The following is a 23,647-nucleotide window of genomic DNA, read 5'->3' as shown; positions in this document are numbered from 1 at the left end:
CGAATATGACGATGAACCAGCAACACACGCATCACACCCTACCAGCGTTGACGCACCTCGATCAAACCGGCGCTGCCTGCATGGTGGATATTAGCGATAAAACCATCACCAAACGCATCGCAGTAGCCAGTGCGATGGTAATTACCCGCTCCGATGTTATTGGCCTGATCCAAAATGCCAGCCTAAAAAAAGGCGACGTGTTAGCGGTAGCTCGTATTGCGGGAATTATGGCCGCGAAAAAAACTGCAGATTTAATCCCACTCTGCCATCCGGTGGCACTATCAAAAGTTAGCATAGACTTTGTGTGTGATGTCTCTGTTGGCGCCATTTTTATTCGCAGCCGCTGCGTAACCACTGGCCAAACGGGAGTAGAAATGGAGGCGCTTACTGCTGCAAGCGTTGCAGCACTGACTATTTATGACATGTGCAAAGCGGTAGATAAAAACATGGAGATAAGCAGTATTTATCTGGAACAAAAATCCGGCGGAAAAAGCGGTGACTGGCAAAAGGAGCACACGCATGATTAAAGTGTGTTTTTTCGCTGACTTACGCGAGCGCTTAGGTTGTGCTGAACTGTTTGTCCAGGATTTTTCAGGCGAAAACATTAATCAGCTTAAAACGTTTATTGTCAAACAACATCCGCACTGGGAGAAAATATTTTTAGAAAAAAAGTTACTAATAGCCGTTAATCATGCCATGGCTAGTAATGACACCGCCATCGCAGCGGGTGATGAGGTCGCTTTTTTTCCACCCGTGACAGGTGGTTAGGATGGGTTTAGATGCGTAATCTAGTGCGTGTACAAACGGATGATTTTGATTTAAATAAGGAATACAACCGGTTAATTACTACAAATTCTACTTGCGGTGCAGTCGTATTATTTAGCGGGCTGGTGCGCGATTTTATTCCTCCACAACAGCTGGTTAGTCTTGAATTGGAACATTACCCACTCATGACAGAAACCATGCTGGGCAAGCTCAGTATGCAGGCAAACGCACGCTGGGCGTTGCAGCGCACAACAATAATACATCGCACCGGGAAGCTATTACCGGGTGATCAAATTGTGTTGGTAGGTGTATCCAGCGCACATCGTACCGATGCCTTTGAAGCTGCTCAATTCATCATGGATAAACTCAAAACCAGTGCCCCTTTTTGGAAAAAAGAAACCTTGATGCCTAATCCGGATAGCAAACCGGAATCCTATTGGGTTTCAGCCAAAGACAGTGACGAGCAACTCGCTCAACGTTGGTAAACATCTCAATTTTTCTAGTTAAGCCCCATAATTGGTTTGGAATATTTACACACTACTCTAGCGTTACGTTAAATTATGAATATAAAAATTATTTGTTATTTATTTTCAGCACTGGCGCTGTTATCTAGCCACAACACTATCTCTGACGAAAATATTAATCGAATTGTCAGCATGGCAAAGGACTACTGTGGCTCATGCCATTCAATGCCAAGCCCTAATATTGCTCCCAAAAAGAGTTGGCCAAGAATAATCGAGACGATGAACGAGATTGCCTTAAAGAAATATGGAAAAGCAATCATAGATGCCAATCAAACGCGGGATATTACGGCATTCTATTATGGCACTGCACCTGAAAATTTGCCCGTCCTGCCTTACAACAAACCGTCAGACAGGCTGACATTCAAACAGCATGTAGTTGGCGCAACTCAAGATATGCCCCTTATCACCAATATTAAACTGGCAGCTATTAATGGCAGTAAGAATCCCGATTTTATAGTAAGTGATATGAGCAATAATGCGGTATTTTTACTATCAAAAGATAACGGAAAATGGAATGAGCAAAAAATTGCTGACATAAGCACATCTGTTTACGCCGATATTATTGATTATGATGGTGATCTTGATAACGATATGCTTATTGGAGATATTGGCGTTCTTCCGTATACCGATAAACAGGTAGGGAAAATTTTTCTACTTAGAAAACAAAAAGGCGGAACATTTGCTAAAGAAATGCTTATGGATGGCATAGGCCGTATTGCAGAAGTCAGAGCCATCGACGTAGATAAGGATGGCGATCTTGACATAATAGTTGCAGCCTTTGGAGGAGGTGATAGCGGTGAAATATTCTGGTTAGAAAATCAGGGTAACAACAAGCATGCAAAACGAACCTTATTAAATGTGACCGGTGCACTCAACATAATTCCTTGGGATATAAACAACGATGGGCACATGGACTTTATTAGCCTCATCTCTCAAGAGCATGAATTATTTATGGCTTTTATTAATCAAGGCAACAAACAATTTACTCAACGTGTGCTCGCACGCGGCCCCCACCCCATGTTTGGCTCCACCAGTATGCGTTTACTTGATTTGGATTTGGATGGCGACATGGATATTTTGTTTACCAATGGCGATGCTTACGACACCCAAAATGATTTAAAACCTTATCACGGCGTTCAGTGGTTAGAAAACCTTGACGGTAAAACATTTAAATTCCGCGATATAGGCAGGTTTTATGGAGCAGCCTTGGCACTAGCCGGCGATATGGATAATGACGGCGATTTGGATGTAGTGGCCGGCAGCTTTATGAATGATTGGAATGATCCAAAACGACAAAGCATGGTTTGGTTTGAAAATGACGGCAAGCAGAACTTTATTCAACACGACCTTATCGCCAAACCAGCGAGTATTGCATCATTTGAATTAGCTGATGTTACCGGAGACGGATATCTGGATATTATTGCCGGTAGCCTTAGGTTGGATCTTTTATTTAAAATGAATAATTCAAGTGATAAAAGTAAAGACGCAATGCCAAGCCCTACACCAAGAGTTGTGATTCTTGAAAATATGGTGAGAAAATAAAAAGTTAGCTGCAAAAAGTCAGCCTCACCCTAAAAACATCTTTCCTCCGGCAACCAACAATACCAACGCCATCACTTGGCGAATAACGGTAGCACTAAAACGTTTGCTGCCGAATTCCGCACCCAACCAGCCACCTAATATGGCGGCAACTGCCCAATAGCCAATGCCCTCTGGTAATACCGGATGCATTAACATGACACCTAGCAAGCCTGCTACGGAATTTACCAAAATAAATACTGCGGCTACACCCGAGATTATGCGAGTTTCACCCCAACGCAGAAATAGCAATAGAGGGCTCAGGAAAATTCCCCCGCCGACACCGACTAACCCCGACAAGAACCCAATCATTAACCCCGCACATATTAACAACCATTTTTTTGGTGCCTGTATTGTTTGTGTGGGCGATTTTTTAGCAGTTAAAAATGAATGGAATGCCGCATAAATTAATAAAGCACCCAGAATAGGTTTGTAATAATCACCTGGAAGCGTTAGTGCGCCGCCGAGATAAGCGCAGGGAATAGAGGTGATAATTAATGGCCACAGCAGCGACCAGGAAAATGCATTGGTACGAATATATTTAGTACTGGCGATAGTGGCGACTAAAATATTTAACGCAAGTGCGGCCGGTTTCAAACTTTCCGGGGCGAGCCCCGCAAGCGCCATAATTGCAATATAGCCAGAGGCACCCGCGTGCCCCACTGAAGAATACAAAACGGCCGCAAAAAAAATACCGCAAGCAATTAACAGCGATAGTAAATCCAAAAAAACCTCACCCTAATTAGCGAATAAAGCTATCGAAAGGGATAACGGTGACCGTTTCACCTGGCAGTACTGTCCCCCGCTCTGCCTCCAGGCGAATATAACAATTAGCCTTTGCCATACTGCTTAACACGCCAGAGCTTTGCGAACCGGCGCTAACGACAGTATTCACACCTTGCTCACTCGCTAAAATTCCACGCTGAAAATCCATTCGCCCAGGATGCTTTTTAAAGGATTGTTTTGCGATAGCATTCAGCTGCACTGATTCAACCAATTTCTCACCCGCTAGATATCGCACCGCTGGCACAACAAGCTGATGATAAGTGACCGCTGTTGAAACAGGATTGCCCGGCAACCCAAAGAACCAACCTGCCCCTAAACGACCAAATGCAAAAGGTTTTCCCGGCTTCATCGCGACTTTCCAGAAGTCAATTTGGCCTAACTCTTCCAATATTGTTTTGGTGTAGTCCGCATCACCCACAGAGACCCCACCGGTAGAAATGACGACATCAGCCCATTGTGCAGCGTGCATAAACGCTGCGCGAAGAGCCAGCAGATCATCGGCGATAATACCGATATCTTTTATTTCGACGTTTAATCGTTGCAAGAGTGCGCATAGCAAAGGGCGATTGCTGTCATAAATTTTATCCTCGTCGTGCGCACTGCCAAGTGACAACAACTCGTCGCCCGTAGATAACACAGCGATACGCAACTTCCGCCAAACCTTGATGCGCGCAATCCCCAGCGATGCAAACAAACCAATATCCAGCGCACTAATACGATGACCTTTACTCAGAACTTCACTGTCTTTTTTTATATCGTCACCGGCGCGACGAATATTTTCGCCTTGCACCACAAGTTTGTTCAGGTGCAGTGTTTGAGCAGTACGCGTAACATTTTCTTGCATCACCACGGCATCGGCACCAGCCGGAATCATCGCACCGGTCATAATGCGCACAACTTGCATTTTACCGAGCGCTGGCTGAGCGTCCTCTCGCTCTGCAAAACGAAAGGGGTGCCCAGCCAAAGACTGACCAATCACATCAAACACAGCACCTTCAGTTTGTGCATCACACGTACGCAGCGCATAGCCATCCATCGCGGAATTATCGCTGGCAGGAACATTAATACTGGCCAACACTGACTCTGCGAGAATGCGGTCTAATGCAAGCGCCAAATCAACCCATTCAGTTTCCTGTACTGGAATTAATTGTTGGTGCATACGCAACAACGCGTCATGTACTGATAACAAACCAGGCTGTGAACAACAATCCATAAACATACTCTACTGAACATTAATTTTGTTGATTAATCATCCACACCGCTGCTTCTACGCGTGAGCGCAAATGCAATTTTTTCAGCAAATGTTTAACATGCACTTTGACTGTACCGTCTGAAATATCCAATTCACGGGCAATGACTTTATTGCTCATACCCTTGGCAATTAATTTCAGAATTTCCAATTCACGCTGGGTAAGACTGTCGCTACCCACAGCACCTTTTGTGGTGGGATTGCGAATGGCGGTGGCCAGTACCTGCGTGACAGCTTCACTCAACACCATTTTGCCGGACAAGGCGCGTTCGATTTGCACCAGCATATCTTCCGGTTCCATGTCTTTTAGTAAATAGCCATCTGCCCCCGCTGAAATTGCACTGAGCACATCCTCATCGGCATCGGACACAGTGAGCATCACGATGCGCGAGGTGACACCTTCATCGCGCAAATGGCGTAGCGTTTCCAAACCATCCATGCCCTGCATATTCAAATCCAACAGAATTAAATCAGGGTCAAGTTCACTCGCCAATTTAATCGCATCTTTGCCATTGCTCGCTTCGGCTACTACTTCCATCTCGCCCGACAGTGTTAAAAGTTGACGCAACCCTTTACGCAATAAAGGGTGATCGTCCACCAACATAATGCTCGCGGCCGTTTCTGTCACAAGACTCTCCTCAATACCAATACATCATTATCTGCAGTTTAACTGCTTGCAGAACCTAAGGGCAGCACATGCCCATTTGTGGGTAGATAGATCAACTACACCTACCCCTATTGGGTAGGCAAGCTAACACCTCTAATACCGCAACTTAACACTGAGGTTGAATAGTTTCCATATCTGCGCAGAGCCATAGTGATCCTTGCGCGAAAACAACTTTTTTGACCGAGGGCTTCACATGTCTGACCTAAAACAATGGGAACCGGAACAGCAAACGTTCTGGGATTCACGCGGGAGAGCAATTGCCAATTGCAATTTGTGGATCTCAATTCCAAGCTTACTCTGTGGCTTTGCCGTGTGGATGCAGTGGAGCATTATTACCGTGCAAATGCTGAATCTTGGCTTTCCCTATCAGGCCGGCGATTTATTCAGCCTCGCCGCGATTGCCGGTTTAACCGGAGCGACCCTCCGTATTCCAGCGAGTTTTTTTATTCGCTTGTGTGGTGGCCGCTACACCATTTTTTTAACCACCAGTTTATTGATGCTACCTGCAATTGGAACTGGCCTGGCTTTGCAGGATCAAAACACGCCGTTTTGGGTGTTCCAATTAATGGCGCTGCTCTCTGGAATTGGCGGAGGTAATTTCGCCGCGTCTATGTCCAACATCAGCTTTTTTTATCCTCGCAAGCAACAAGGATTAGCGCTTGGCCTAAATGCCGGGCTAGGTAATTTCGGTGTGACCAGCATGCAAATTCTGGTACCGCTGTTTATGACCTTTGGCGCCTTTGGCGCATTGGGTGGCGACCCAATGGTGTTGAAATCTGCAAGCGGTACCTTAATCGGTGCTATTCCTGCAGGTACCGAAACCTGGATTCAAAATGCGGGGTTTGTCTGGTTACTGCTACTCATCCCACTCGCTTTTGCGATTTGGTTTGGCATGAACAACATTAACACCGCCGAGGTTACTCCCAATCTGGCAGGCGGAGCACCGCGCTCTTTTGCGATCATTATCGCAATGATGCTAATTGGCTTCGCCACCTCAGCTCTGGGGCTGTGGCTAATTATGCCTGCCAGTGTCAATGGTTCCGGGTTTGGCATTCCCAAAGAGCTGGTACTGGTGTTGGTGTTATTTGCTACAGTGATGTTACTCAAAGCGCTGCCCGGAACTATTCGCACCAGCCTTGATCGTCAGTACAAAATTTTTAACAACAAACACACTTGGGTAATGAGTGTGTTGTATGTGATGACCTTTGGCTCATTTATTGGTTTTTCAGCGGCCTTCCCTCTCTCTATTCAGGTTATTTTTGGTTTTAGCCATGTACCTGTCGATGGGGTGATGACCCATAACACCCTTAACCCGAATGGCCCAAGCGCTCTGACTTACGCGTGGATCGCCCCCTTTATTGGTGCACTCATTCGACCGGTAGGTGGCTGGGTATCTGACAAATTTGGTGGTGCACTGGTCACACAAATGTGTGCGATTGCCATGGTTATTTTGTCGATAGTTGCGGCTTATTACATGCACATGGCCTATCAATCCGCCAGCCCTGAGCAGTATTTTGCGCCCTTTTTTTTAGTGTTCTTGGGATTGTTTGCCGCAAGTGGTATGGGTAATGGTTCAACCTTCTGCTCCATCGCCAATATTTTTCCTAAAGAGCAAGCGGGCCCAGCGCTGGGCTGGACCTCTGCGGTAGCGGGTTATGGGGCGTTTTATATTCCGCAGGTATTTGGCGAGCAAATTAAAGCCGCCACACCGGAATATGCAATGCTGGGTTTTGCGGTGTTTTATTTAGTTTGTGTTTTATTAAATTGGTGGTTTTATTTACGCAAACAGGGCGAATTTTATAATCCCTGAAAACTTTACAACCTTGAGCAGGTGATGCCATCACGATTGCATCACCTGCTCAAACTCTACCCAAAAAAATTACCGATTAAATTACCTTGGAGTAACGAATTGTTGATGCGTTGTTAAGGTACTCATCAAATACCATGCAAATTCTACGAATAAGCAACCGTCCAGCATTGAGAACTTCAATTCCCTCCTCGTTAATCGTGAGCAACCCATCATCAACCATTGGCTTCAACTGCAATAATTCTTTAGCGAAATGACTGCGTGAATCCAGACAAAATGCACTATCAACAGAAGCAAAATTCAAATGGAAATGACAAATTAACTGATTAATTACAAACTGCCGCAAAAGATCTTCGCTGGTTAATTCAATACCTTTAATAAAAGGGATTGCACCTGAGTCAATAGATTTTTGATAATGCTCAACGCGCTTAGCATTTTGTATAAAGACATTGCCGAATGCGCTAATCGCAGAAGCCCCAAAAGAGAGCAAATCGCAATCGCCATGAGTGGAGTAGCCCTGAAAATTTCGTTGTAACTTTCCTGCTCTTTGTGCTTGTACCAAACTATCATCCGGTTTAGCGAAATGATCCATGCCAACATAAATATACCCAGCGCCCTGCAAACGATCTATCGCCATATACAAAAGTTCAAGTTTTTGCTCTGCTGAGGGAAGATCACGCTCGTTAATCAATTCCTGGCTCTTAAAAAGATGCGGCATATGGGCATAATTAAATAATGACAAGCGGTCGGGGGAAAGTTCTATCACTCTATTTAATGTTTCACCGACACTGCTCAAAGTTTGCATTGGCAGGCCATAAATTAAATCCATACTGATCGAGCGATAGTCTTGTTGGCGTAGTGCCTTTACCAAGGCGCTTACATCTTCAACACTGTTATAACGATTTACTGCTTTTTGAACCTGGGAATCAAAATCCTGCACACCCATACTGACTCGGTTAAAACCAAGTTTACGCAAATGCCCCATAGTGTTAGTCGATACGCGCCCTGGATGAATCTCTATAGAGTACTCACCTGCGTCATCATCCAGCAATGTAAAGTGCTTGCGTGTCGCAGCCATCAGCCAAGACATTTCATCATCACTGATAAAAGTGGGGGTACCACCACCCCAATGTAATTGAGTTACAAGTCGCGCGGAATCAAATAACTCTGACTGCATCGCCATTTCCCGCTCCATACGCTCCAAATAAGGTTGCGCACGGCCTTTATTGTTAGTAACTACTTTGTTGCATCCACAATAAAAGCAAAGGGTATCGCAAAAAGGAATATGAAAATAAAGCGACAGCGGCCTTCCGCTCGCGTTACTCCTCTCGACCGCTGCTTTAAAATTAGCGTCAGAGAAACTTTCATTAAATTGTGGCGCAGTAGGATATGACGTATAACGCGGCCCGGTTAAGTCATATTGCTTAATAAGTTCCGAATTCCATTCAAGTGGAGCTTGAAAATAAGCCATAAAACAACCTTGATATCTGGTAACTCTAGTGCAGAGCCATTTGTGAGAAATAGCTTTTTAGCATACGCTTTTTGTAAAAGAAGCGATTGACATGTATCAATTTATTGGGCACGCCGGATAATTTGATGCATTAAAATTTTATTTGGTCCGAACCACTTTTATTTTGAAAGTAGCTTGGGATTGTCAACTAGAGCCCGGGAAGTCAAACCTGGAGGTTGGCCAAACAACAAAGCAAGATCTACTGAGACACACGGAAGATTGCGCCATCTTTTGGCTTAGCCCGTGCAATTACTGCCAATAATGGTAATGATTGCTGGCCATCTTGCATGTCATGCGAATTCAGCGGGTATAGTTTTGATTCAAGCGGCTATGCCAGCGCTCCATTAAAAATGTCACCAGAGTATGCGATGCATTCACAGCAAGACGTGCCTCCATCACCGCAATGGTTGGAGGCTCTAAGCCTCGGCCATGAGCTGAGCCTATATGGGTTCGGTAAGCCCCAATGCCGTCAATGATGGATGACAATCCCTGAAGAATTTTTTTCTGGTCATCTTCCAGTGTGGGATCGATGCTTAATCCCAAATGGCCCTGAACGACTTTCCATAGAGGGGCAATAGATTGTTTGGCAGGCATTTCCAGAGTGAAGGTTTCGATGTAGGTTTTACACAAGGCCTCAATGATGGAGCTTGCAGCAGTAATCGCTGCATGGGGATCACCATCTAATTGGGATACCGCGCGATTAAATTCAGCTTCAACAGATGCAAAATCACCAGCCTTAAAAAAATCCGCTAGCGACTTTGTAGCAAGGCTTGCTCCAGCAAAGGTAATGAAACCATTTAACTGATAACTCAACTGATTTCTGGCAAGACTTTCCGCAATTCGTTGTTGACCTTCAGCAATTTGGGAGTTGACTGGGTTTAAATCCATAAATTTCTGGATGATCAATCCGAGAACAGCGAGCGGATTTAGCGATTCGTCTTCATTGCAACGTTTAAGCCATGCACTGCACTTTGTTTCCAGATTGCCTTCCGGTGGCTCACCGGGTGCGCCTGCACTCATGAGCAACACATTTAATTTGGAATGACTCTGATAGTACTCAGCAAGCACTGAAGACACAGCACCAATAACTGAGTTAGGTATCATATGCGCCATAAACTTCTCCCAAATTTCTTTTACTATTCATCAATATTTTTCAGTTGTGCTTTAGGGTGGGAGACATCCAATCCGAAGGCATCCAGTAATATAATGGCTTTTTGAACCACCCGCATATATTCATCCGTTTCCGGCAATTTGCGCTTGCACGACAATCCATTGGCAAGCAACCACTCTTGTATTTCTACAAGTCCGGTTTCGGTAACACCATGTGAAAGCAAGGTTTCTGCGGCAATGTTAGAGACATACTGCGGCGTAAGTTCATTGGGTGACCGTAACTTCAACTGAAATACCAAATCATCCCGCAATACCCTACGGAGCGCATTTTTAGGTGAGGCAACTATCGCTAGTGCTGCGTCAATATATTTCTTTGGATTGGCCCGGACTTCTTCAAGATTCCAGCGTAATTTCAACTGCGGGCAAAATCGAGATAACGCACCCCTCGCTTGGGCATAGCTAAGTCCATAGGGCTTCGCGGCTTCAGAGACCGACTGGCCTTCTGCTATCGCAATCAGAATATTTGCTTTGGTCATATCGGAAATCATATCTTCTCCATTGCGCAATTATTTTTGAATCGTTCGAACTGAATCATCGTTATAGGCGAGGCAGCTAAGGATTTTTTTGTAATCATATAGCAATGCGAATTTGGCTTCTTTGTTGAGCTGTGTCAACTTCGGACTGGGGTTTTCAACTTTAATTATTTCAAATCGTTGATGCCACTGACTATGCGCTTCAACAATGACCGTTCTATCTGTCGATGAAAATTGGTTGGCGGTAATATCAATGTCAGTATCATCAAACTTTATCCAAATATGCCGCTGGGATTTTTTATGTCGATTTTCGCCCGTGACTATTTTCAGGGATGATAAGCCAATTTTTTCAATCAGAAATTTTGCCAATAAATACGAGGAAAACTCGCAGCAATTAACTGGGAAAGAATCCAGTGAATCAAATTGGAATCCATCCACTTTTGCTTTCAGGATTGCTTTTCGAAATAGGACAACCGATGGTCGTAAATCCATGTCGCACAATAAAAGGAAGTTACTCAGGAGAAGCCAGTGTAGATCATTTGGCGTGGAGATGGATGCGGCTATTTTTATTGCGATGCATCGTGCTCGTCTTGAAGAGAGTGAACAAGGATCTCCAAACCCTCATGGGGATCGACACCCAGTACCTGGCAGTACCTCACAAACTCAAGCACTTCAATTTTCCGTCGATCCTGCTCCATCTTGCCTAGCACAGAATGATGTCGCCCCATTGCGAGCGAGGCCTCGCGGAGTGTCAAACCACTTGCCTCCCGTTGCTTTTTTAGCCAGAGACGAAGCTTTTCGTAGTGAGGTGAGTACGGAGATGATTTCATTGTCTCGATGATAGAGACAGGATAGAATGGCGCGAAATTCGAGACATGAGGCGTCAATCTCTATCATGAAATCTCTCACCGTTAAGTCCGGACTGCTCTCGGCACTATCAACTCTGGTAAACCGCGAGTTCACCGTACACGATCTCACGGAAGCCTATTTAAACGATCCGGCATGCCTTCATAGCTCCAAAAAGGCGGCTCGCCAGTTCGTTTATCGCAATATGCTGCGCCTTATCGATAATGGGAATCTGACTCGTGTTGTCGTGGAGGGTGGCTGGCCCTTGTATCGGTTAACCCCCCAGTTTTTTACTAAATCATCTAAACCATCAGTACTTACACCTACTGTGTCCACTCCAGAAGCACCACCAATCAAAGCTCCAACCTCAAAAAATAACCCGCGCCAAAACCTGCAAGAACGGTTGAATCAGCATAAATTGGAAATGCTGTCTGCGATGGGTGAAACCGAGGAATATGATGCAATTTGCAGTGAAATGCCCGATTTAAGGGATGATGTGCAGCCCCTTTATAACCAGTCCCGCGACAAATGCTCCAAGTTGCTTGGACGTGTGAAAGCTCTGGAAAGCCTATTGGCAAGGGAAAAGGTTTAGCGCATGAAGTTGAGGCGCTGGCAATCCAGGTGCGTTGAACAGGCTCTGGTGAAATTCAGGAATGAAGATAATCACTTCCTGTGCCTCGCCACACCCGGTGCTGGCAAGACAGTCATGGCGGCGACATTGGCTCAACAACTTTTTCAGTTGGGAATGATCGACCTAGTACTATGCTTTTCCCCCTCCATTATTGTGTCATCAGATTTTCAACAAGCGCTTGAAACCCATATCCATTGCCGGATGGATGGTCGTCTTGGGTCAAAGGGCCAGTCCTTTACATATCAATCGATGCTGAGTTTGGAAGACGCTTTTTGGGCACTTTTTCAAACCCATCGCGTTTTGGTAATTTTTGATGAGATCCATCACTGCGCCGGAGACAACCTTGAGAATGCCAATGCATGGGGTCAAACCATCATCCAACATATCCAGGGGCGCGCTACTTATACCATTGCTTTAACCGGCACACCTTGGCGCTCCGACCGAATACCCATCGCCTTATCCAGTTACTGCCAACACAACAAAATCCGCTGTGATTTTGTGTATGGAATGGCGCAGGCTATCCAAGAAAATGTGTGTCGGGCACCTAGCATCGCGCTGGTGGACAATGACCGCATCATCGTGAGATGCGGTAATACCACTGAGAGATACTCATCTTTCGCCGAGTTACTCAAACTATCGGATTGCTCCTACCAACAACTAATTGATAACGATGCACTGATTGTGTATCTGTTAAAACAATCGTCTAAAAAGTTGATGCAAATTCGCAAGCAGCATCAGAATGCTGGTGGCCTTATCGTGGCAGCATCGGTAGATCATGCCTATAAAATTGCGGCATTACTGGAGCGCTACTTGGGCCAACGCGCCTGTGTTGCTACATATATGGATGAGGACGCCCACGGAAATATCCATACCTTTAGAAACAGCACCCAGCCCTGGATTATTTCTGTAGGGATGGTAAGCGAAGGCACAAACATTCCACGTTTGCGCGTGTGCTGTCACCTGACCCGCGTCAAAACTGAATTGCATTTTCGGCAAGTATTGGGGCGTGTTTTACGAATGGGAGATATTCCCGGTGAAAGTTATTTGTATCTACCGGCTGAACCCAATTTGGTGGAATACGCGAATCGTGTAGCGGAGGAAATACCAGAGTCTGCGACCATACGACGCGAGACCATGCCGAATAGCGACGGTGACAAGCCGCTAGCGATCAAACTACAAGAACCGCAACAATTTGAAGAAATTACGGAAATTATTTTTGAAAATATGCCTGTGGTCGAATCGCAACCTGACACGGACGATCTGCCACCCACTCATATTTCAATGTTGGCACAATCCTATGACACCACCATCAACGTATTTGGTCGGTTTCGCCAGGAGTTGCTGCAATTACATCGACTTTATACGCGCGAATCCAGAAGCCCCTTATAAACACTTGAATCAAGAGATTCATCATTTAGTGATCGACCGCACTCTATCCAAGAACAGTATTGATAATTAAATCAGACTTTTTCATGTAAAAAAATCGTAAACCAATATAATTCTAGTGATTTCGGATAACGATGATTTACGCAGACTAATTCCTAACATTAACATTGAAAATGCTTACATTATTTCCATTTATAATTGCCTGAACCTCCTCGTATTTAAGGAGCAATGCAGCATATTTTGACCCTAAAACCTCCAAGTTTTTCTTCAGCGCACCCAGCTCAGCACGAAGCTCTTTATTTTTAATTTGCTCCACCTTAAGTTGTGAAATTTTTTGATCATTTACATCAAGATAAGCCTTTCCTGAAGCGGTTCTTATTTTATCTACCATATCAGGATAATACTTATGAATTGTTGCACGACTCAGCCCCGACTCTTCGGCCACCGATGCGATACTGATGCGGCGCCCTTTATCTACGATTTTGGGTCGACCATTTAAAATTCTGATATATGCTTGACGGATAATTTTTCTAGTAACTTCAGATGCGGGTACGGTCATTTTACGCCTCAAACACCTCTAAGGGAGCACCTAACTCAGTCAATACTTTTTTACAACGATCCAATGCGCGATGCGCCAAATCCTTTCCAGCGATACCAATGTCCTCTAATTGGATTAACTCAAGCTGCTGATTGTAAATTGCATTCCACCGAGGTAGAAATCTATCATCGATAACGGAATGCCTACAGTCTCCGCATTTCGTATTATCAAATGCTTTACCCCCATCACACCCTCCAAGATCGGCAGTACACCAAGCCACCCCAGTGGCACGCAGATAAATACTCTCAGACACATTTTGGACCATTTCCGAGTGATTTTTATAATATCTAATTGATTCACCTTTACTACGAAATACCTTTATAGTTTGCGCCATACCACCAGAAAGTGGAGTATCTGGATCTAACCAATGACGTATTTTCTTATATTTCTCATCGCAAGCAGCGACATAAATTTCACCAAAAAGCTCTTTATCTTGCAGCTCATTTTCAGCATACATCGCAGTCATATCAATAGACCAATGTTTAAAATGATCTCTAAGATAACGTAGATCACCTAAAGCATTTTTCACAACATATACAGCGAATGTCCGCCTGCACTGATGGGTAGAAAAATTCCACTGCACACCACAATGCAAAACAAATTTTTTTAGCTCCGCCTGAAATGTTGGAAAATTTAGAGGCCTTATAGATATTTTTTTGTTTAAAGGTTTCAATAGAAATAGTTTGTTTTTATTTTGATAATTTTTTGATGCCTTCAACGGTGAAATATCGACTTGGCTAGACATCACATTTTCCGACAACATATTCCTTAATGGCTTGGAAATTTTTTCCAACACAATAACCGCCTGATGACAAATCGCTGGGCATAGCCACTCGGTAGCTCCTACTCCAGTCTTGGTAGACACACCTCTAATCCAACAGTATTTAGTTCCATCCTCATCCGTAGTGCTGAAACAACAACCAACTTCCAAGCTCAATATCTCATGAGCCCGAATGCCGGTCGTAATTAAAATTATTAAAGCACAAGCCGATCGTAAGTGAAAAATCTCTTCATTTAAGCCTTTGGCCCCACCATGATAACCACATAAACTTAACAAATGGTCAATGATTTCCTGACTATATTTTTTCTCAACCCACCAGGACAATCGATTCATATTTAATAAAATATCATCTGAATTTGATAAAAGTGAAGTTGATTTTTTCATTAGCACCCGAAGATGCTCATCAGGAATTATTAGGGTTTTCCCTCCTGGAACAGGGGGTGGCCCAGCGAGTTGCCCCGTAGTGGCATCTGGCCAAGGGTGACTGAAAGCGTATCTACTATTTAAAAGAAGTTCGTATAGTGACTCTACCGCAATCAATCTTTGAGATACTGAAACCGGGGTGTTGCGCTCTGCTTTCAAACCAGGTTGCATTCTAGAGTGCTCTGCGTACTGAACCCCAACAAATGCGGATACCTCACTTAATTCAAGTATATTTTTTTCTGCTAGATAGTTAAGAAATACCGCACAGTGACGAAACACCTTAATCAAGCTGGTTCCTCTCGGCCGCTTATAACCCGGCCGCCCTAGATAGTAGTAGCGCATCATAGCCAGCTTCAAAGCGGGAATGAATTTTTTATTTTTTATGATATTGAAATCTATTTTTCTATTACATTCAGCAATCGATGATGGGAAAAGTACATCAGGGAAAAACCATACATCATCACCATAACAACTTAATGTAACGTACATTCCATCGATGGTTCGCTGGGAGGTAATTATACTTTCCAGAGGAACTTCCTCGTTTTTTTCAAACCATAAACGCGTATACATATGGCTGACATCGACTTGATTAGACTCTATCATAATTAGCTATCCTCCAACTCTAGAAGATCGATGCTTCTCCAGTAGGGATGCGGAGAATCGTGAGCATACTTACGTATTTCAGAAATTTTTTTGCTGGAGAATTTCGGTGCTATTTCATTATCAATGATCTTAACTATATTTGCATAATAGCGCCCCCATCGTTTTGCCCCCACAATAGATCTCTGTTTGATTAGCAACCAATATAAACTGAATATCCGGTACAAGTCATTTTCAGTCACCACAAAACTTTTACACTGAAAGCAAGATAAAAATGACGTGCAATAATTCCCATTTTTAGGAGCCCGATGACCATATCTAGGATCCTCACACTGAGCAATTGGTGTACGCTCAGTGCCATCGCTTCCCTCGTCGCCCAGCAATTCCTTTACTCGAATCTCACCTAGAAGATTAAAGTTTCTTTCCGCTTCAGGAGGCGCCTCCAGATAATGATCATTTGAAACCTTTATGCTATGCCCACCCATAGCAGCTGTTAAGATCGCATCCTGCCCTGATAGAGACCATATTCTATTAATAAAGGTTTTTCTCAATTTACCGATATTAACAACCAGATATTTTCCCTCAGAGTCTATTAAATTACACCTTTCAATGACCTCTGTGGTCAAACGCTCCAGCGTAGATGAGGAGATAAATGTAGCCTTGCTGCTGGACCGGAGCCTAGAATTGGTCTTGGGCTTAAGCTTGGATACTGTGTATGCAAAGAGTCTGTTTGTATTGGATTTGACTCGCGCCCTTTCGTTTCGCGCAACAATCATCTCAACAATAGAAATTGTATCCAGCATTACGGTATGCAGCGCGGCTATATCTTGTGTTTTTCTCAATGCCGAAAAATGAAATGATTTCCCTCTGCGCTTGAAGCTTATAAGCAAACGCCTATCATGTTTCAATGGATGTGGTTGAATACAGTCGGCCTGCAATTCAAGGAGAGGGGTTTTATTTATTCCTGTACGAATAGCTATCGCCAATATACATATTGTTAGATCATACGAGTTGATTTCACCGGTATCTTTTGATATTCGATCGAGTTCTTTCTTTAGGCACCTAGTTAAGGTACTGATGTCTTGTGTCGATAGTGGACTCTCCCCCTTCGCTTTTCTATGGTTTCCGGGATATGGGTTTCTGGGGAAATAGTTAAAGTAGTCCGCCCCCATAAGACCTTGCCTACCGATTATCATCAGTAAAGCCTTCACTTTACTATATGCATTTTTTTGGCTTGTTGATTTGAGGCCAGATTGGCTTAGGTACACTATAAAGTGCTCTATAAATTCTCTGCCAATGTCATTAAAATATAATTCTCGCTTTATAGATGATGCAACAATTTTACAAAATTGAAAAAAGTATACTAATCCACCATCACAGTAGCCTTGAATTGTAGCGATACTTAAACTGGCTCCGCGAGTCGAAACACTTTCATTCACAAGATGCTCTATAACCTCCTGAGTACGGATGACAATTTCATCAAATCCGGTACGATAATATATTGAAAAATCAAATTTCCGAGAAGAATGAGTGTGCTTAGGAAATTTGACTACAGTTACCGCAGGGAGAATTTTAATTGGAGATATGCTCGATTGTCCTGAAACGCTTGGCACATCAAGCGCTAGATCCTTTACTATTCCAGATGTAAAATTCTTTTTATTCATCCGCAGATCCCATCGAAAACCGATCTATCTCAGCTTGAAAATCATTCATTAAATCATCATCGATATCATCTAAAAAATGTAAATATTTTTGTGTTGTTAATATGCTGGAATGCCCAAGGCGATTACGCACATACATAAGTGGATCCACCCCGCAATCTTTTTTCTTTCTCAATTCGCTTAGCGTGTGGGTTGCATAGGAATGCCTCAAAATATGAGGGAAAACTTTGAATGGTAACTCTAAATTATTCCAAAGTTTATTAAGCGATAAACCACCATGCGCATAAGGATGGCCAAATCTATTTAGGAACAATTGAGCTTGCTTCATGCCTGATTGTTTTTCAAGCTTATTTCTTTCGTGAAGTACATATTCCCATAAATCAGCCATTAAACCGAGAGGGACGTGTATGGTACGCGCCTTACTTCCTTTGGTGTGCATATCAGCAGGATTTAACTCCACACTGATATGACTAGACACATCTGTCAACGAACGTGGCGAGCGTATATATTTAACCGGAAAAGTAACTAGCTCATCCTTCCTCAGTCCTGCCTGAACAGCCAAGCGAGCGATAAGCTTTTGTGTAGGATTTTTTACCGCAGATAGGAATTGTTTTATCTGAACAAGATTCAACACTCGAATACGAGCGCCATGAGATTTTAACATCACATCTGGGGACAACATTGAGTTCCCTTTAGAACTCGTATGAACCAGAAATCCTTTAGCTTGTTTGACAACAACACGTTCAAGCTGATAAGGAAGGGAGCTTATCCACCCCTTAAGTAAAGCATGGCGGTAAAATGCATTAATAATCCGCAAGCGAAAATTTACTGTAGATGGTTTTAAACCCAGCGTACCTAAAGACCAGTCCCGGTAAGAAACCAGTATCGTGTCGTCACGATTTAGATTGGTATTTCTCCAATCCCACTCATTATTAACTTCAAGGAAACTTAAAAAATCATAGATACTTTGACCATATGCCTTCCATGAATGTGCGCTTTGGACTCTCCCTCGTTTTATACAGTACTTAACTAAGAAGTCGAATGCTTCACATACCAAATCCATATGCCGATCAAATATAAGCGGAAATCCAGGGTAGGAAACGCCATGAATTTCAAACTCATCGCTAGCGAAAAGCAACTCCATAATCAACCTCTCCTACGACTGAAGAAAGACCGAGAATAAAGCTGTATTGGACAACTGTAAACAAATGGTTACAGTTAAATGCCTAGATAACAATTAAAAACTGCTGAGCGTTATCGAGGGTTATATCAACAATCGCTAATAAGGGAGCATTCATTTCTGGAGTTTTCATAGGGGTTATTCCATCTCACGCAAGCTAATCGCCACATTCTCAGTCGCTGTGGAAACATAGGCGATAGTTTCGGTAATTGTGACTGTCAGGTTCATCGTTTTATCTGCCAATGCCGTCAGGGCCTGTAATTCATCAGCAGCAAAATGGTGGACGCTCACTTTGGGCAAGGCACGGATGGCAGCGCTGTTGGTCTTCCACCAGACATCCATACCGCGGCCATAGCTAAACACTTTCACCGCTTGCGCTTGGCCCGATGCTTTTTTCAAGCGATCCGGTGCTGGCTGCCCTACCTCAATCCACTCAAGGATAGTGCCGTTATCGTGCTTCAACCATAAATCCGGCTCCTCCATGGAGGATAGGCCTTTAGTAAAGGTTAAATTTTCCGCAGCGCGATAACAAAAGGCTAGAATACGCACCATCATGCGCTCAACAGTCTCAGAGGGATGGAGGGCGACGGTCAGGTTGAAATTGCCAAACACATTGCGATCCATATCCGACAAGCTCAGGTTCGCCTTATAAATAGTTGCCTTCACTGCCACAATTTTTCTCACTTATTTAAAGCTAAATAATGTCCGATACTTCATTTGAAATACCGCAAAAATTCGAATTCACTGTTACCCAAGCCGAGCAAACCGCATTGGATTTGTTGGCCGAAGGCACCGGGCTATCCAAGCAGCGCATTAAAGATGCGATGAATAAAGGCGCCGTCTGGTGGACACTCAAAGGCAAAACACTGCGTTTACGTCGCGCCACCAAAGTGTTGTACAAGGGTTCTAAAATCCAGTTTTTTTACGATGAGCAGGTGCTTGCACGCAAACCTGAAAGCGCCAACCTGATTTATGACGGGGGCAATTACAGCATTTGGTTCAAACCCGCTGGTATGCTCTCGCAGGGTTCCCAATGGGGCGACCACTGTAGCATTTTACGGTGGGTTGAAGTGAATGGCCAACCTAATGAAGGGCAGCGGCAACGCGAGTGTTTTTTAGTACACCGCTTGGATGCTGATGCAATGGGGCTCATTATCCTCGCGCACGATAGCCAAAGCGCAGCAAAATTATCCACTCTCTTCCAAGCGCGCGATATGCGCAAATTTTATCAGGCGTGGGTAGTGGATGATTGCGATGTCCCCACCACAGGGCTCACTCTGAATGAGGAGTTGGATGGCAAATCCGCCACTACCCATATCAAAAAAATTCGCGTGGAAAACAATAAAACCTTGCTGGATGTGCATATCGAAACCGGCCGCAAACATCAAATCCGCCGACACCTTGCCAATATCGGCCACCCGATTGTGGGCGACAAACTTTACGGCACCAAATCCCCTTCGGGTTTGCAATTGCTGGCTTATCGATTGGAGTTTGTTTGCCCCAATACCAAACAGCCGGTAATTGTAGAATTACCGCAGGAATTGCAGCTCAAATAACGATTGATTAAAAATAGTAAAGGCTGGTGAATCCAAAACCGGAAAACATCCAGTCTTATCAATGCGAAATTGAATAACCGGTCATTTTCATGATCGAATTACCATCGTCGGCGCAAGGAATCTCCCATGACAGCATCTGTACCCTCCCCCCATCCCATTCATAAAATGGATCGCATAGTCACTCTGGATGTCCTGCGTGGCTTCGCACTGTTTGGAATTCTCTACGCGCATATGATTTTTTGGTACGCCGGCGGTCCGTTGCCTCAAGAGACTTATCAACTTTATAAAGATTTAGGGAGCGGAATCGCAATAGGGACTTACATGATTTTTATACTTAGTAAATTCTTTGCGATTTTTTCATTCTTATTTGGCTTGAGTTTCCACATCCAGATTCAAGGGCTTGTCCAACGCCATGAGCCAGTCTTGACACGTTTCGGCTGGCGCTTGGCCATATTGGGTGTTATAGGTGCGTTACACCACATTTTTTGGCGCGCTGATATTTTAACAATTTATGTTCCGCTCGGGTTTTTGCTACTGTTTTTTCGCAACCTAAGTAATAAAACCTTGCTGATTGTGGGTTCGTTATTAGTATTAAATATCCCAACTAAATGCGCTGAACTAATTTCCATTCTACTACGCGATCAATTGCAGTTGATTCAGGAAGATCACAAAACTGCAGGTGCAGCATATTATGAAATCATTAAAAACAGCAATTTTGCTCAAATGATCCAGCATAACATCCATGCAGTAACGGAAAAGCTTACCTACCAGATTAATAGCGGTCGCGGTTTTATTACGCTTGGATTCTTTTTACTAGGCATGCTTGCTGGGCGTATGCAGTGGTTCGTTAATATAGATCAACATCAGGCGCGCTTTAAGCAGGTTTTGAAAAGAAGTGGATGGATTTTACTGATAACCGTTTTAGTAGGAATAGCTTTCGGCGCAACCACTTTTGCATTAAAGATTGATATGCAAAATACTCCATTTGCAGGATGGATAGGCGGGTTTATTCTGGAAATTTTCAACACCAGCCTTACACTGATCTATATCACCGGCATTAGCCTATTAATTCTAAAGCCTAAGTGGGAAGCACGATTAAGCCCTCTGGCCAGCGTTGGAAAAATGGCACTGAGTGTTTACCTGAGCCAATCAGTTATCGGTGTATTTTTATTCTTTAACATCGGCCTTGGCTTATTTACGTTAACTAGCCCCAGCCAGAATGCGCTGTTATGCATAGCGATTTTCGCCACACAAATTTTGATCTGCCGTTGGTGGCTGAAATATTTCAGCTATGGACCTATCGAATGGCTGTGGCGTTCAGCAACAGATTTAAAATGGCAACCGTTCTACAACCGCAGAGTTGAAATCAAGCTAAATAATAATTAACAATTCAGCAATTTTTATTCATCAATATCTAAATGAAAAAATCCCCACTAGCCTCGCGGCCAGTGGGGATTTTTTACTCGCGATCTAACGCTATCAGTTACATTGATTATTCAACGCACAAGCCTTCAGAGCATTCGAGAAAGCATAACCCGTTAAACCATCTTCCCACGTAGACCATGCCATCACACCGCGCAGATCTGGATAGGTTTTTGCTGGTTTGTAACCGCTACCGCAATCACCGGAACGCAAGCAACGTATTGCCGCTTTCACAACAGTAGGATTCGTGTAACCACTACCGGCTGCAGCGGGTGAAGTAGATGCTGGCAAACCGATCACCACTTTGTTAGCAGGCAGGCCCAGATAACTTACGCCAGTGCTGCCAATTGGGAAGCCTTCGATCAGCGCTTCTGTCCAAGCCACCAAACCGTCTTGCGTTGCAGAGTTATAGAACTGGCCATTTTTGCCTGGCATAGAACCGGTGTTGTAGTACTGCATTTGGATCCAACTGATGTCGTCGCGCAATGCATTCATCAGTGGCAAATAAACACCCCAGTTGTATTGACCCAACCAGTTATTGGGCAGGTTCGCACCTATGGTGTGTGCAGTTTCAGGAGCCATAGTCAGCAGGAAGTTCGCACCATAACGCGCTTTCAAACGCTTGATTGCACGCACCAGATAATCCGCTGAATATTGCGGGCTGGTTTGGCTAATTTGCGCATTTGGATTGGTATGCAAACCTTTTTCGGTATCGATATCAATACCATCCAAACCAAACTGATCTTTAATCGCGATGAAAGAGTTTACAAAATTATCTTCATGCGTTTGGTTGTTCAGTACAAAAGTCGCATTAGCTCCGCCGATCGACAGCAATACTTTTTTGCCTGCGGCTTTTGCTGCAGAAATTTGTTCTGCGGTTGGATTGTTTTGCACGCCACCATCATTACCAAGATAGAGCGAACCATTGGCATTGATTGAAGGGAATGAAATATTCAATACAGTGTAATTAGGAATTGTCGCTGGTACTTCCAACGGCCAATGCCAGTTTTCCCAATAGCCTACCAATTCCCTGCCATTGCTCGGCGCTACGGAACTACTGCTTGCTGATGAAACACTGGAGCGCGATGTACTCACGCTGGATGAACTAACCGATGACGGTACCAAGCTGCTGGAACTGGAACGAGATGTACTCGCACTGGATGCACTGGTACCCGGGCAATTGCCACCGGCAGTCCAGGCTTGTTGCCAATAAGTACCCGTGCCTGGTGCGTAAGCCCAAGTTGCCGTTGATGAACACCAACCCGGAACCTGGCAGGTGTAAGCACCACCGGCATTAATCACCACCGCACCGGCAGCATAACTAGTGCCCGCAACAAAGGCAGGGCAAGAACCAACACTGCCAACTGATGATGAAACACTGCTTGGCGCTATTGAACTTGGTGTTGATGAGCGAGAGCTTGAAGAACGTGAACTGCTTGGGGCCACAGAACTTGGAGCAACACTGGAGGTAGCGCCATCACAAACACCATTGTCGGTCCAATGTGCCCACTGTCCTGATGAAGTGGTCGGATTATTCGCTTGGGTCCAGTAATTCGCGGTATAACCACGATTCAAATGTTGGACCTTATTGCCCTGGGTATAAACGCTGCTGCTATTCCATTGTGGCAAACCAGCACAACTTACGGCAAAGGCATCCATTGAGGCTAAGGAAACGCTGAGTAGCGCACCCAGTGAAAGTATTTTTTTCATCGACGTTATTTATCCTTTCATTATCGTTAGTTAAGGAAACGGGGTTGGCGAATCGCAACAAAAATCTCTCACCGTCAATGGCGGTTGCATAAGGCTAAAACCTTTTTATATTCGCCGGTCAGCTATTGTCAACGTTGTCATTTGCAAATACACAGAAACCAGCAAGGTAAAAGGAACATCAATATCTGGGGAAATTTCCGGTACGGGCGGGAGGACAAACTTAAATCAAGACAAGAGACTGCCACTGAGAATAAGTATATCTTTTGTGCAATGCAAGCATTTACCGTATAAAAACACGAACAAACTAACATTTTGACGCTATAA

At 44.1% G+C, this 23,647-nt stretch carries 23 protein-coding genes; 9 read left to right on the top strand and 14 right to left on the bottom strand.

What is annotated here, in order from left to right; translation table 11 throughout:
* The first annotated feature begins 5 nt into the window (after positions 1-5).
* From moaC to B4E62_RS02355, 4 genes are all read left to right on the top strand, one after another.
* Complete coding sequence (gene moaC, locus B4E62_RS02370) at positions 6-527, top strand: cyclic pyranopterin monophosphate synthase MoaC (RefSeq protein WP_331350907.1); 522 nt, start codon at positions 6-8, stop codon at positions 525-527.
* On the top strand, positions 520-768 hold the full coding sequence (locus tag B4E62_RS02365) for a MoaD/ThiS family protein (protein ID WP_151031210.1): 249 nt from the start codon (positions 520-522) through the stop codon (positions 766-768). Before moaC ends, B4E62_RS02365 begins: the two co-directional genes overlap by 8 nt.
* A gap of 11 nt (positions 769-779) precedes the next feature.
* Entirely contained in the window at positions 780-1,250 is a 471-nt protein-coding gene (locus B4E62_RS02360; protein ID WP_331350906.1) for a molybdenum cofactor biosynthesis protein MoaE, read from the top strand.
* Between the two features lie 75 nt (positions 1,251-1,325).
* Positions 1,326-2,831, top strand: coding sequence for a VCBS repeat-containing protein (locus tag B4E62_RS02355; protein WP_331350905.1), 1,506 nt, complete (start codon positions 1,326-1,328; stop codon positions 2,829-2,831).
* A gap of 24 nt (positions 2,832-2,855) precedes the next feature.
* Here B4E62_RS02355 and B4E62_RS02350 read toward each other — a convergent pair whose 3' ends face one another.
* The 3 genes from B4E62_RS02350 to narL are packed head-to-tail and all read right to left on the bottom strand — an operon-like array spanning position 2,856 to position 5,530.
* Positions 2,856-3,593, bottom strand: a complete 738-nt coding sequence (locus B4E62_RS02350) for a sulfite exporter TauE/SafE family protein (protein ID WP_331350904.1) — start codon at positions 3,591-3,593, stop codon at positions 2,856-2,858.
* 16 nt (positions 3,594-3,609) lie between these two features.
* Positions 3,610-4,866 (bottom strand): gephyrin-like molybdotransferase Glp, encoded by a 1,257-nt coding sequence (gene glp / locus B4E62_RS02345; protein WP_331350903.1) that lies wholly within the window; start codon positions 4,864-4,866, stop codon positions 3,610-3,612.
* A 19-nt stretch (positions 4,867-4,885) separates the two neighbouring features.
* Entirely contained in the window at positions 4,886-5,530 is a 645-nt protein-coding gene (gene narL, locus B4E62_RS02340) for a two-component system response regulator NarL (RefSeq protein ID WP_007645575.1), read from the bottom strand.
* A 232-nt stretch (positions 5,531-5,762) separates the two neighbouring features.
* Here narL and B4E62_RS02335 point away from each other — a divergent pair, with 232 nt between their 5' ends.
* Positions 5,763-7,379: an antiporter gene (locus tag B4E62_RS02335; protein ID WP_331350902.1), complete on the top strand. Its 1,617-nt coding sequence runs from the start codon at positions 5,763-5,765 to the stop codon at positions 7,377-7,379.
* A 76-nt stretch (positions 7,380-7,455) separates the two neighbouring features.
* Here B4E62_RS02335 and hemN read toward each other — a convergent pair whose 3' ends face one another.
* The 5 genes from hemN to B4E62_RS02310 form a co-directional block, all read right to left on the bottom strand.
* On the bottom strand, positions 7,456-8,847 hold the full coding sequence (gene hemN, locus B4E62_RS02330; RefSeq protein ID WP_331350901.1) for an oxygen-independent coproporphyrinogen III oxidase: 1,392 nt from the start codon (positions 8,845-8,847) through the stop codon (positions 7,456-7,458).
* A 339-nt stretch (positions 8,848-9,186) separates the two neighbouring features.
* Complete coding sequence (locus B4E62_RS02325; protein WP_331350900.1) at positions 9,187-9,999, bottom strand: abortive infection family protein; 813 nt, start codon at positions 9,997-9,999, stop codon at positions 9,187-9,189.
* A gap of 23 nt (positions 10,000-10,022) precedes the next feature.
* The gene (locus B4E62_RS02320) at positions 10,023-10,544 is read right to left on the bottom strand and encodes a helix-turn-helix domain-containing protein (RefSeq protein WP_331350899.1); all 522 of its coding nucleotides are present in this window, start codon (positions 10,542-10,544) and stop codon (positions 10,023-10,025) included.
* 18 nt (positions 10,545-10,562) lie between these two features.
* Positions 10,563-11,021: a hypothetical protein gene (locus B4E62_RS02315; protein ID WP_331350898.1), complete on the bottom strand. Its 459-nt coding sequence runs from the start codon at positions 11,019-11,021 to the stop codon at positions 10,563-10,565.
* A gap of 74 nt (positions 11,022-11,095) precedes the next feature.
* On the bottom strand, positions 11,096-11,359 hold the full coding sequence (locus B4E62_RS02310) for a helix-turn-helix transcriptional regulator (RefSeq protein ID WP_331350897.1): 264 nt from the start codon (positions 11,357-11,359) through the stop codon (positions 11,096-11,098).
* A gap of 65 nt (positions 11,360-11,424) precedes the next feature.
* Between B4E62_RS02310 and B4E62_RS02305 the strand changes: the two genes are divergently transcribed.
* Together B4E62_RS02305 and B4E62_RS02300 are read left to right on the top strand one after the other, a co-directional pair.
* Complete coding sequence (locus tag B4E62_RS02305) at positions 11,425-11,967, top strand: hypothetical protein (RefSeq protein WP_331350896.1); 543 nt, start codon at positions 11,425-11,427, stop codon at positions 11,965-11,967.
* Between the two features lie 3 nt (positions 11,968-11,970).
* On the top strand, positions 11,971-13,395 hold the full coding sequence (locus B4E62_RS02300) for a DEAD/DEAH box helicase (protein WP_331350895.1): 1,425 nt from the start codon (positions 11,971-11,973) through the stop codon (positions 13,393-13,395).
* Positions 13,396-13,540: 145 nt separating this feature from the next.
* On the opposite strand, the gene B4E62_RS02295 is transcribed toward B4E62_RS02300, so the two are convergent.
* The 5 genes from B4E62_RS02295 to B4E62_RS02275 all read right to left on the bottom strand — a co-directional run bounded on the left by B4E62_RS02295 (position 13,541) and on the right by B4E62_RS02275 (position 19,307).
* Positions 13,541-13,951, bottom strand: a complete 411-nt coding sequence (locus B4E62_RS02295; protein WP_331350894.1) for a hypothetical protein — start codon at positions 13,949-13,951, stop codon at positions 13,541-13,543.
* 1 nt (position 13,952) lies between these two features.
* On the bottom strand, positions 13,953-15,797 hold the full coding sequence (locus tag B4E62_RS02290) for a tyrosine-type recombinase/integrase (protein WP_331350893.1): 1,845 nt from the start codon (positions 15,795-15,797) through the stop codon (positions 13,953-13,955).
* 2 nt (positions 15,798-15,799) lie between these two features.
* Complete coding sequence (locus tag B4E62_RS02285; RefSeq protein WP_331350892.1) at positions 15,800-17,458, bottom strand: phage integrase SAM-like domain-containing protein; 1,659 nt, start codon at positions 17,456-17,458, stop codon at positions 15,800-15,802.
* Complete coding sequence (locus tag B4E62_RS02280) at positions 17,451-18,599, bottom strand: tyrosine-type recombinase/integrase (RefSeq protein ID WP_331350891.1); 1,149 nt, start codon at positions 18,597-18,599, stop codon at positions 17,451-17,453. The genes B4E62_RS02285 and B4E62_RS02280 overlap by 8 nt, the downstream gene beginning before the upstream one ends.
* A gap of 174 nt (positions 18,600-18,773) precedes the next feature.
* Entirely contained in the window at positions 18,774-19,307 is a 534-nt protein-coding gene (locus B4E62_RS02275; RefSeq protein WP_331350890.1) for a YaeQ family protein, read from the bottom strand.
* A gap of 29 nt (positions 19,308-19,336) precedes the next feature.
* Here B4E62_RS02275 and B4E62_RS02270 point away from each other — a divergent pair, with 29 nt between their 5' ends.
* Both B4E62_RS02270 and B4E62_RS02265 read left to right on the top strand, forming a co-directional pair.
* Positions 19,337-20,191, top strand: a complete 855-nt coding sequence (locus B4E62_RS02270) for an RluA family pseudouridine synthase (protein ID WP_331350889.1) — start codon at positions 19,337-19,339, stop codon at positions 20,189-20,191.
* Between the two features lie 126 nt (positions 20,192-20,317).
* The gene (locus B4E62_RS02265) at positions 20,318-21,577 is read left to right on the top strand and encodes a DUF418 domain-containing protein (RefSeq protein ID WP_331350888.1); all 1,260 of its coding nucleotides are present in this window, start codon (positions 20,318-20,320) and stop codon (positions 21,575-21,577) included.
* Positions 21,578-21,670: 93 nt separating this feature from the next.
* Here the strand turns inward: B4E62_RS02265 and B4E62_RS02260 are convergent, their stop codons facing one another.
* A complete protein-coding gene (locus tag B4E62_RS02260) occupies positions 21,671-23,323 on the bottom strand; it encodes a glycosyl hydrolase family 18 protein (protein WP_310072310.1) in 1,653 nt (550 codons plus the stop codon).
* Between the last annotated feature and the right edge of the window lie 324 nt (positions 23,324-23,647).

The sequence above is a fragment of the Cellvibrio sp. UBA7671 genome, assembly GCA_002483145.1.
In the GTDB taxonomy this organism is placed as follows: Bacteria; Pseudomonadota; Gammaproteobacteria; order Pseudomonadales; family Cellvibrionaceae; genus Cellvibrio; species Cellvibrio fibrivorans.
Note: the sequence above shows the minus strand (reverse complement) of the source record. Positions and strands in the feature narration are given on the sequence as shown.